At 63.4% G+C, this 11,261-nt stretch carries 8 protein-coding genes; 3 read left to right on the top strand and 5 right to left on the bottom strand.

What is annotated here, in order from left to right; translation table 11 throughout:
- From ribD to RUW20_RS05390, 5 genes are all read right to left on the bottom strand, one after another.
- The coding region (ribD, locus tag RUW20_RS05410; RefSeq protein ID WP_313951174.1) for a bifunctional diaminohydroxyphosphoribosylaminopyrimidine deaminase/5-amino-6-(5-phosphoribosylamino)uracil reductase RibD at positions 1-1,013 on the bottom strand (1,013 nt) is incomplete at its 3' end.
- Positions 1,013-1,483, bottom strand: coding sequence for a transcriptional regulator NrdR (gene nrdR, locus RUW20_RS05405; RefSeq protein ID WP_313951173.1), 471 nt, complete (start codon positions 1,481-1,483; stop codon positions 1,013-1,015). The genes ribD and nrdR, both read right to left, overlap by 1 nt.
- Entirely contained in the window at positions 1,480-2,739 is a 1,260-nt protein-coding gene (glyA, locus tag RUW20_RS05400; protein ID WP_313951172.1) for a serine hydroxymethyltransferase, read from the bottom strand. Before glyA ends, nrdR begins: the two co-directional genes overlap by 4 nt.
- A 242-nt stretch (positions 2,740-2,981) precedes the next feature.
- Positions 2,982-4,172 carry a cation diffusion facilitator family transporter gene (locus RUW20_RS05395; RefSeq protein WP_313951171.1) on the bottom strand — a complete coding sequence of 397 codons (1,191 nt, stop codon included), beginning with the start codon at positions 4,170-4,172 and terminating at the stop codon, positions 2,982-2,984.
- Positions 4,173-4,330: 158 nt separating this feature from the next.
- The gene (locus RUW20_RS05390) at positions 4,331-4,930 is read right to left on the bottom strand and encodes a CBS domain-containing protein (RefSeq protein WP_313951170.1); all 600 of its coding nucleotides are present in this window, start codon (positions 4,928-4,930) and stop codon (positions 4,331-4,333) included.
- A gap of 444 nt (positions 4,931-5,374) precedes the next feature.
- Between RUW20_RS05390 and secA the strand changes: the two genes are divergently transcribed.
- From secA to RUW20_RS05375, 3 genes are all read left to right on the top strand, one after another.
- Positions 5,375-8,089, top strand: coding sequence for a preprotein translocase subunit SecA (secA, locus tag RUW20_RS05385; protein ID WP_313951169.1), 2,715 nt, complete (start codon positions 5,375-5,377; stop codon positions 8,087-8,089).
- 110 nt (positions 8,090-8,199) lie between these two features.
- Positions 8,200-9,438 carry a bifunctional glutamate N-acetyltransferase/amino-acid acetyltransferase ArgJ gene (gene argJ / locus RUW20_RS05380; protein ID WP_313951168.1) on the top strand — a complete coding sequence of 413 codons (1,239 nt, stop codon included), beginning with the start codon at positions 8,200-8,202 and terminating at the stop codon, positions 9,436-9,438.
- Between the two features lie 24 nt (positions 9,439-9,462).
- On the top strand, positions 9,463-11,261 hold a 1,799-nt coding region (locus RUW20_RS05375; RefSeq protein ID WP_313951167.1), incomplete at its 3' end, for a tetratricopeptide repeat protein.

The following is an 11,261-nucleotide window of genomic DNA, read 5'->3' as shown; positions in this document are numbered from 1 at the left end:
GGCAGGTCGAACATGCCGCGCGCCACATCGCCGATCAGACACGGCGCCAGGTAGAGCAGCAGTTCGTCGACCAGACCGGCCGCGAGAAGAGATCCACCCAGTCCGCAACCGGCCTCTGCGTGCACTTCGTTGATGCCACGGCGGGCGAGCTCCTCGAGCAGCGCCGTCAGATCGACTTGTCCGTCGGAGCCCGGCAGCAGCACCACCTCCGCCCCGCGCTGTTCGAGAACGGCGACCCGGCCAGGAGTTGCCGCGGCGGCAGCGACCAGGACGTCGCCACCCAGCAGCCTGGCCTCAGGAGAGAGTTCCAGCCGGCTATCGACCACCACTTTCAGCGGCTGCCGCAAATCCCCGGAGAGCCCATCATCCACACCGCGCACGTTGAGCTGCGGATCGTCGCTGCGAACGGTGCCGATCCCGGTCAGAATGGCGCAGGCGCGCGCGCGCCAGCGATGTCCGTCCTGCCGGGCCGCCGGCCCGGTCAGCCACTGGCTGGCGCCATTGCGCAGCGCTGTCTTGCCGTCGAGGCTGGCGGCCAGTTTCATGCGCAGCCACGGCCGCGCACGCGTCATCCGTGCGACAAAGCCGATGTTGAGTTCTCTGGCCTCGACCTCGAGCAGCCCACATTGGGCCAACACACCAGCGTCGCGCAAGATCGCCAACCCCTGCCCGGCCACCAGCGGATTGGGATCCTGCATGGCGACGATAACCCGCCCCACACCAGCCGCCAGCAGCGCCTCGGCACACGGTGGCGTGCGACCATGGTGGCTGCAGGGCTCGAGCGTGACGTAAGCGGTGGCCGCACGTGCTTTCTCTCCGGCAAGGTGCAGGGCGAGCACTTCGGCATGCTGCTCCCCCGCACGGCGATGCCAGCCTTCGCCGACGACCCGGCCATCCTTGACGATGACGCAGCCGACACGGGGGTTGGGAGTGGTGGTGTAGAGTCCGAGTTCGGCAAGGCGCAGCGCCCGCGCCATCATTTCGTGGTCAGCGGCACTGAACCCCGGCGCCATCAACGGCCGAGTTTCTGTGGCGAGCGAGAGACTTCGCGAATGAGTTTGGAGAACTCGTCGACGTCCTCGAAATTGCGATAGACCGAGGCAAAGCGAACGTAAGCCACCTTGTCGAGTTTTTTCAACTCGAGCATCACCATCTCGCCGATCTTCTCCGAGGCCAGCTCGCGCTCGCCGAGCGCCAGCAGCTTTTCCTCGATGCGGGCAATCGCCGCCTCGACGGCGGTGGTGCCCACCGGGCGCTTGCGCAGTGCCAGCCAGAGACTGGCGGCAAGCTTTTCGGGGTCGAAGTCCACCCGCGAGCCGTTTTTCTTGATCACCTGCGGCATCCGCAGTTCGGCCCGCTCGTAAGTGGTGAAGCGCTTGTCGCACTTGAGACAGCGCCGACGGCGACGGACGATGTCGCCGTCGTCGTTGATGCGCGTGTCGGCGACGGTTGTTTCGTCAGCGCCGCAGAACGGGCATTTCATCCCGTCGGACCAGCGTAAACCGGGAATTTCCTGCACAGCGCCGCGCCGTCGGCGCGCACTCTGGCAAGAACCTTTTCGTCACCGGGCGCATCCAGCACGTCGGCAATCATGTGCCCGACCAGTTCGGATTCGATCTCCGTGAAGCCTCGCGTGGTCATCGCCGGCGAACCGATGCGGATACCGGAAGTAACAAAGGGCTTCTGCGGATCGTTGGGGATGGCGTTCTTGTTGACCGTGATGTGCGCCGCGCCCAGCGCCGCCTCGGCTTCCTTGCCGGTGATGTTCTTGGCCCGCAAATCAACCAGGAACACGTGCGATTCGGTACGACCCGAGACGATACGCATGCCGCGCTCTTCCGCCAGCACCCGCGACAGAACACGGGCGTTGGCCAGCACCTGCTCCTGGTATTTGGTGAAGCTCGGCTTCAGCGCCTCTTTGAAAGCCACCGCCTTGGCGGCGATGACATGCATCAGGGGTCCACCCTGCAGACCGGGGAAAACAGCCGAGTTGATCGCTTTCTCGTGCTCCGCCTTCATCAGGATGACTCCACCACGCGGACCGCGCAGCGTCTTGTGGGTCGTCGAGGTCACCACATCGGCGTGCGGCACGGGGTTCGGGTAGCAGTCGGCGGCGATCAGACCCGCATAGTGCGCCATGTCGACCATGAAGATCGCGCCGATCTCCTTTGCCACGCGCGAAAAGCGCTCGAAGTCGATGCGCAGGGAGTACGCCGACGCACCGGCGATCAGGATCCGCGGCTTGTGTTCGCGAGCCAGCGCTTCCATCTTTTCGTAGTCGATCGCCTCATGCTGGTCGAGGCCATAAGCGACCACGTTGAACCACTTGCCCGACATATTGAGCGGCATGCCATGCGTCAGGTGCCCACCCTCGGCCAGACTCATGCCCATGATCGTGTCACCCGGTTTGGCAAAGGCCATCAGGATCGCCTGATTGGCCTGCGAGCCGGAATTCGGCTGGACATTGGCAGCCTCGGCGCCAAACAACTTCTTGAGGCGATCGATCGCCAGTTGTTCGGCGACGTCGACGTGCTCACAGCCACCGTAGTAGCGCTTGCCCGGGTAGCCTTCGGCGTACTTGTTGGTCATCTGTGAACCTTGCGCGGCCATCACCGCATGGCTGACATAGTTCTCCGAAGCGATCAATTCGATGTGTTCTTCCTGACGGCGGTTCTCGTTCTCGATCGCCTGCCAGATCTCGGGATCCACTTTCGCCAGTGTGTCGTTAGCCGAAAACATCGTTCGCCTCTCAAGCATTGAAAAAGAAGGGGATTATAGCACGCGCCCACAATCGGCCAGAGGCCGCGCGCGCCTGACGAAGGCCTCGCGACAACATCGTGCGAGGCGGCAAAGTGGTGTTTCTCGCCAGCCAGAAAAAACTCGCGCAATCAACAGGCGGCGCGAAGAGTGCGACCTTTGGTCCAGGCTGAAGTGCGGCGAACGTCGATCCCGCTGCTCGCAGCCGCGGCGCCCGGTAAAGCTCAGTCAGCCGGTCCCGGTAACACGCGCTGACGATAGTTGATCGACAGCGCACGCAGCAATGGATGGGTCCGCAGGCAGCCGGCAAAGTCGCGTTCAGCCCTTTCCACGACAGCCGGGTCGGCAAGGGTGTCAATGGGCAGAAAGACCTCCGCTTCGACCCGGCCTTTGAGGTAGTGCAGGACCACACGATGAGGCTTCGGCAGGCCGGCGAGAACCGGTGTCAGGTACTGCATCAGTTCGCTGCGATCGGGCAGCTTCTGGCTCTTGCTGTCGTGATCAAGGTCGTCCTCGACGTCGACATGAACCAGCACATCAGACACGGCTGGGTGGCTGTCGAGGATCCGCTGGCGGGTCAGCTCGGCGATGCGGTGGCCTTCCGAAACGCTGATCCGCGGATTGACGCAGACGTGCGCATCGACCAGCGAGCGATGTGCCATGCGGCGGGTGCGCAACTCATGCAGGCTGCCGACGCCGGGGGTGTCGATGATCACCTGACGAATACCAGCGACTTCCTCGACCGACAAGCCGGTGTCGATCAACTCCTGGAGCGCCTCCCAGGAGAACACCACACCCATGCGAACGATCATGAAACCGACGATCACCGCCGCCACCGAATCGGCAAAGGTGAAGCCCATCAGATTGCCGCCGATGCCGACGGCAACCACCAGCGACGAGGCCGCGTCGGAACGGGCGTGCCAGGCATTGGCGATCAGCATCGGCGAGCGCAGGCGTTCGCCGACATGCAGCATGTAACGAAACAGTCCTTCCTTGGCGATCAAGGCGATGATCGCCGCCCACAGGGCAAGTGGCGCCACCGGCGGCAGGTCGCCGAGATTCTGCAGCTTTACTCCAGCACTCCAGATAATGGCCCCGCCGGTCGCCGCCAGAATTGCCCCCAGGCCAAACGACGCCGCGGTTTCGATGCGCGCATGACCGTAAGGGTGGCTTTCGTCGGCCGGGTCCTTGCTGTGATGGGCTGCGAAGAGCACCAGGAAGTCACAGACGAGATCGGATAGCGAGTGCATTCCGTCCGCGACCAGGGCTTGCGAGTTGGCGACGATCCCGGCGACGACCTGCGCAATGGTCAGGAAGACGTTGACCACGACGCTGATCCACGTGCAGCGCTGAGTCATCGCGTGCCGGTTGGGGTCGTCGAAGGAAACTTCGGCTGCTTCGTTACGGGTACTCATGGTCGGGATCGCTTGGTGAGGAGGAATGCGTCATATTCTATCGTCGTTGCCGCGTCGCCTGGCGACGTCCGGGCAACCATGGTAGCGATCGGTCAACGCCGTTCGACCCGCCCCGCTGGCAGTGAGCCGGTCGGCTGCCGCCCCCGGAGCGCCGCCGTTCAGTGACCGAGCGTACTCACCACCTCCGAAAAAGTGTGCGCGACACCTTCGGTTTGCGGCTCAAGCCCCATCTGGCGTTCGATCTGGGCCAGTGAAAACACGCCGCACAGGACGTGGTTGTCGTTTTCATCGTGCTCGACAACCAGGCAGTAAGACACCCCCAGGGCCTTGAGCGTAGCCACGACCTGACCGACCTTGGCGCCGGCAAGGTCCCGCAAATGGATGACGTCGGCGTCGTCGTGTTTCTTTATCATCACGTCACCGACCACCAGGTCGCGCGGCCGAACGCCCACCGCATGAGCCACCGCGAGCGGCCGGTGACCCCTGGTGCCGGCCTCGCTGACAATTCCCAGCAATTGCTGCTGTTGATCACTGACCAGCAAATAGTGAGCTTTGCATAGCGTCATGATGCGGTTGGCGTCGTCGAGCGAGGTATCCCGAGAAACCGTCACCGGCGCCAGCCTGCGAAAGTCGGTCATCACCTCCAATGCCGGAGAATCGGCGTCAAGTTGGGTGCACAACGCGATCTTCGGCAAGTGGCAAGGAACGCCTCTCTTGAGCCTGGTCCAGGGCAGTGGTTTGAAGCGATTGTCTGGCATTTTCGACTCCTCATGAGGTGCGACATTGCAGGAATTAGAGCACCGCTCCGTCATCCCTGACAAGCGGCAATCCTACACCTCTGGCCGATACGAATAGGCCTTTCGTCGCGGGGTGTCAGCAGCGATGGCCTGCGGCAGGCGGGCAAGCGCGCGGCAAGGTCACGAGCAGCCGCTTCCCGGCCGGTCGCCGGCCGTGTGTGAGCCCTGCAGCGACCTTCGCCATCAGGGTCAGCGACCTGCTGCGAGCGACGCCAGAATTGCGTCGATCGAGTCTTGAAGGTAGTATCCATGCCGCGTGCCGCATGATTGTGTTGAGCCTGTCATCTCGCCTCTTCGGCGGTCCGATCCCCACCGCTCTCAACCATTCGCAGCCGAAATGCAGCTCGTCCGCTGCCTGGCAAGGGTCCCAATGCTAACTTCGCAACTTCCTCTATCGTTCCCACAATGATTCCCGGCCTACTCAAAAAAATTTTTGGCAGCCGCAATGATCGGCTGATCAAGCAGTACTCGCGGGCTGTCCGCAAGATCAACGCCCTGGAAGCGGATATCAGCGTGCTGTCCGACGAGGATCTGCGCGGCAAGACGGCCGAGTTCAAGGCGCGGGTGGCCAACGGCGAGACACTCGACGAGCTGCTTCCGGAAGCGTTCGCCGTCGTGCGCGAGGCGGGCAAGCGCGCGCTGGGCATGCGCCATTTCGACATGCAGCTGGTCGGCGGCATGGTCCTGCACGACGGGAAGATTGCCGAGATGCGCACCGGCGAAGGCAAGACGCTGGTGGCGACGCTGCCCGCCTACCTCAATGCCCTGGCCGGCAAGGGCGTCCATATCGTCACGGTCAACGACTATCTGGCCAACCGCGACGCGGAATGGATGGGGCGCCTGCATCGCTTTCTCGGGCTGTCGGTCGGCGTGAACCTGTCGCAGATGCCGCACGAAGAGAAGCAAACGGCGTACGCCTCCGATATCACCTACGGTACCAACAACGAGTTCGGTTTCGACTACCTGCGCGACAACATGGTCTACTCCGGTGGCGAGCGGGTACAGCGCAAGCTGAGCTTCGCAATTGTCGACGAGGTGGATTCGATCCTGATCGACGAGGCGCGTACGCCACTGATCATCTCCGGCCAGGCCGAGGACCACACCGATCTCTACGTGCGCATGAACGCCATCGCGCCCTTGCTCGAACGCTGCAAGGAAGAGGAGGGGCCCGGCGACTACTGGGTCGACGAGAAGGGCCATCAGATTCTGATGACCGAGGCCGGTCATGAGCATGCCGAAGAGGTCCTGGCCAGCTCCGGTCTGCTGCCCGCTGGCGGCAGCCTTTACGACGCCAGCAACATCCTGCTGATCCACCATCTGTACGCCGCACTGCGCGCCCACAACCTGTTTCTCAAGGATCAGCAGTACGTGGTGCAGAACGACGAAGTGATCATCGTTGACGAATTCACCGGCCGCCTGATGACGGGTCGTCGCTGGTCCGATGGCCTGCACCAGGCCGTCGAAGCCAAAGAAGGCGTGAAGATCCAGAACGAGAACCAGACCCTGGCATCGATCACCTTTCAGAACTACTTCCGCATGTACGGCAGGCTATCGGGGATGACCGGCACGGCCGATACCGAAGCCTACGAATTCCAGCAGATCTACGGCCTCGAAACGGTGGTCATCCCGACCAACAAGCCGATGCGACGGACCGACAACAACGATCAGGTCTTTCGCACCGCCAAGGAGAAGCACACCGCGATCGTCGCCGACATCCGTAGTTGCCGCGAGCGCGGACAGCCGGCACTGGTAGGCACGACGTCGATCGAAAACTCGGAACTCCTCTCGGCGCTGCTCGATCACGAAAAGCTGCCGCATCAGGTGCTCAACGCCAAGCAGCATGCCCGCGAAGCCGATATCGTCATTCAAGCCGGCCGTCCGGGCGTGATCACCATCGCCACCAACATGGCCGGCCGGGGTACCGACATCGTTCTCGGTGGCAGCATCGAGAGAGAGATCTCGCAGATCCGCGACGACGAAACACTGCCCGCCGCCGAACGGGATGAGCGCATCGCCGCGATCCGCTCGCAATGGCAGGTGCTTCACGATCAGGTGGTGGCATCCGGAGGCCTCCATATCATCGGCTCGGAACGCCATGAGTCGCGCCGGATTGACAACCAGTTGCGCGGCCGGTCCGGTCGCCAGGGTGACCCCGGCTCATCGCGTTTTTACCTGGCCCTCGACGATGCCCTGCTGCGCATTTTCGCCGGTGATCGGCTGAAGTCGATCATGGAACGCCTCAAGATGCCGGAAGGCGAGCCGATCGAGCATCCGCTCGTCTCGCGCTCACTCGAGTCGGCACAACGCAAGGTCGAAGCACGCAACTTCGACATCCGCAAGCAGCTTCTCGAGTACGACGACGTTTCCAACGATCAGCGGAAAGTCATTTACTCCCAGCGTAATGAGCTGCTCGAGAGCGACGACATCTCGGAAACCATCACCGCGATGCGCGAGGGCGTGTTGCGCGACAGCTTCCGGCTGCACGTACCGGCCGACAGTGTCGAGGAGCAATGGGATCTGCCAGGACTGGAAAAAGCACTGGCCGCCGAAGTCCGGCTGCCGCTGCCGATTGTCGAGTGGTCGACCACGGAACCCAATCTGCGCGACGAGGAAATGCTCGCCCGGATTGTCGACGCGGCGACCGCTGCCTACGCGGCGAAAGTCGAACTGGTCGGCGCCGAGACCTTTCACCAGTTCGAACGCAACGTCATGCTCCAGAGCCTCGATACGCACTGGCGCGAACACCTGGCGGCGCTTGATCACCTGCGGCAGGGCATTCACCTGCGCGGCTACGCGCAAAAGAACCCGAAGCAGGAGTACAAGCGTGAAGCGTTCGAGCTGTTCGAGCGACTGCTCGACAGCGTGCGCAGTGACGTCACGCGCCTCCTGATGACCGTTCAGATACGTTCGCAGGACGTCGAGGAAACCGCCCCGCACGCCGAGGTCCAGAACGTTCGCTATCAGCATGTCGACTACGACGAGGCGCTGGGGTCGGCTGATGCGGATGCTGCGGACGACACTCTGCAACCGCTACAGGCGGGACCGAAAGTCGGCCGTAACGACCCCTGCCCTTGCGGCTCGGGCAAGAAATACAAGTTCTGTCACGGCAAGTTGTCGTAGTCGCCAACGCCGGGGTGTGCCGACCGACCGGCCGCCCCTGCTGACCCAATGCCGACCCGATCGCCAGCACCCTTCCCCGTCCCTTGCCTGCCTCCGTTCGCGAGCTTGTCATGCCAGTCAACTACCACACCCCCACCCCCGCCAAGCTTTTTCCAGTCGCGGGCGTCCGTCTCGGTGTTGCCGAAGCGGGAATCCGTAAGCTTGATCGACGCGACCTGACCCTGCTGGCGCTGGACGTCGGTAGCCGGGTCGCCGGCGTCTTTACCGGCAACCGCTTTTGCGCGGCGCCCGTGCAGGTCTGCCGCCGTCATCTTGAACTTGGCAGCGACCTGCGGGCGCTGGTGATCAATACCGGCATCGCCAATGCCGGCACCGGAGAACCCGGCTGGCAGGTGGCGACAGACACCTGCGTTGCGGTCGCTCAGCTACTGGGCGTTGCCGATCGGCAGGTGTTGCCGTTCTCGACCGGAGTGATCCTGGAGCCGCTGCCGGTCGACCGCCTTATCGCCGGCCTGCCACACTGTGTTGCCGATCTGCGCGCCGACAACTGGCACGCCGCGGCGCACGCGATCATGACCACCGACACCGTCGCCAAGGCCGCCTCGCGACGCGTCCAAATCGACGGCAAGAGCGTCACGATCACCGGCATCAGCAAGGGGGCCGGGATGATCCGGCCGAACATGGCGACAATGCTCGGCTTCATCGCCACCGACGCCGGTATCGCCACGCCCCTGCTGCAACAGCTGTTGCGCGAAGCGGCTGACGAATCGTTCAACTGCATCAGCGTCGACGGCGACACTTCGACCAATGATTCCTTCATTCTGATTGCCACTGGCCAGGCCGGCATCGAGTGTGCGGACGCCTCGGCACCTGCCTATGCCGCGCTGCGCGAAGCAGTGATCGCGGTCGCGCTGGAACTGGCGCAGGCGATCATTCGCGACGGTGAGGGAGCGAGCAAGTTCATCGCCATCGCCGTCCAGGGGGGGCAGGAGCGCGAAGAGTGCAAACGCGTCGGTTATGCCATCGCCCACTCGCCCCTGGTCAAAACCGCCTTTTTCGCCTCCGACCCCAATCTGGGCCGCATCCTGGCCGCGATCGGCTATGCCGACGTCGAAGACCTTGATGTCGAGCGGGTCCGCGTCTGGCTGGGCGGTGCCGATAGCGAGGTTCTGGTTGCCGACAAAGGCGGCCGGTCCGTTTCGTATCGTGAAGACGATGGCGTGCGCATCATGCGCGAGGAGGAAATTACCGTCCGCGTGGACCTCGGACGCGGCACTGCTCGCGCAACGGTCTATACCTGCGATCTCTCCTACGACTATGTCCGAATCAACGCCGACTACCGTAGCTAGCGCCGGCGGCGGGAGCGATTGCCGATGAAGCCCGGACGGAATGACCCTTGTCCGTGTGGCAGTGGCAGGAAATACAAGACCTGCTGCCTGCGCCAAGGCGCGGCGGAAGCGACGCCCAATCTCCAGGCCATACGCACGGCTGGGGCGGTTGACGCGCGCCAGTTGGTGGCCATGTTCCATGCCGGCCGCCATGCCGAACTCGAATCGATGCTGCGCGTTCTGCTTGAACAACCCCAGCAGTCCGGATTCCTCTGGGGACTCCTGGGTGCCACCATGCAGGCGCAAGGCAAGAATGGTTTGCCCGCGTTGCAACGCGCAACGACGCTGTCGCCCGGGGATTTCGACGCGCAAACCGCACTCGGAAGAGCTTTCGTCGAACGCGGGCTTTTCGAGGAAGCGACGGCCAGTTTCCGCCGGGCACTGGTAGTTCAGCCCGGGAATCCGGGGGCACAGTTCGCTCTCGGTGATGCGCTGCGATTGGTGGGGAGATTCGATGAGGCCGAAGTCTGCCTGCGGGGTGTTCTCCGTGGCGCACCCGACTCTGCTGAACTGCAGGTCTGTCTCTCCGATACGCTGGGCGAACTGGGGCGCTTCAGCGAAGCCGAAGCTTTCTCTCGTCGGGCCGTGCAACTCGCGCCGGAATATGCTGCGGCACACTTCTGCCTGGGCAACATCCTGTGCAAGACCGCACGTCTCGACGAAGCGAAAGACTGCTTTGTTGCCGCGCTGCAGCTTGCTCCGGACTATGTTCCCGCCCTCGACAATCTTGGCAACGTCCTCCAGGAACTGGGGAGTCTGGCCAAGGCCGAGGAATGCTATCGTCGGGCCCGGCAACTGGCGCCCGCCTATGTCAATCCCAGTACCAACCTGGGACGGCTTCTTGCCGACCAGAACCGCTTCGTCGAGGCAGAGGGCTGCTATCGGGAGGCGCTCAAGACGCAGCCGAGGAATGCTGAAATCCTCGAGCGGCTGGGCGGCGTCTTGCTGGAACTCGGACGGTCGAAGGAAGCTGAAAACTGCTACCGCCAGGCACTCGACACGCACCCTGAACGTGCCACGGCGCGGCTGGCGCTGGCGACCGCGGTCCTGCCGGTAATCGCCCAGACCAGCGAAGAGACCACCGCTGTTCCGGGGTCTTTCGCGCGCGCGCTCGATACGCTTTCGGACTGGCTGCATGCCGACCCGGATCGGCAGATACACGCTGCCGACCTTGCCAGCGCACAGCAACCGTTCTTCCTGGCCTACCGCGACGGCAATCACCTCGATCTGCTGTCGCGCTACGGCGATCTGGTCGGTGAATGCCTGCAATCACCCGGCAGAACAGCTCCCCCGCCGCGAGACAAGATCCGGCTGCTGGTGGTATCGCATCACGTACGCCGGCATTCGGTCTGGGATATCGTCTTGCGCGGTTTGTTGCTTCACCTCGATCGTACGCGTTTCGAAGTGTTGATCTATCACCTGGGCAACGCCGAGGACGAAGAGACGGCCTTTGCTCGCTCGCAGGTTGATGGCTGGCGTGATCGGCACAGCATTGGCGATGCCAGCGGCTGGCTGGCCGCCGCGGCCGAAGACTGCCCGGACGTGATCTTCTACCCGGAGATCGGGATGTCGTCGATCTCCTACTTCCTTGCCGCACATCGGCTCGCACCGCTGCAGGTGGCCAGCTGGGGGCACCCGATCACCACCGGCCTGGCAAGCATCGATCTGTTTCTCTCGGGGGAGTTGCTGGAGTCGCCGGATGCTGATGCCCACTACCGGGAGCGCTTGGTCCGCTTGCCCGGCACCGGTTGCTGTACCTCGTCCTTGCCGATCGCTGCCGAGCC

The sequence above is a fragment of the Accumulibacter sp. genome, from assembly GCF_032229525.1.
Lineage (GTDB): Bacteria > Pseudomonadota > Gammaproteobacteria > Burkholderiales > Rhodocyclaceae > Accumulibacter.
Note: the sequence above shows the minus strand (reverse complement) of the source record. Positions and strands in the feature narration are given on the sequence as shown.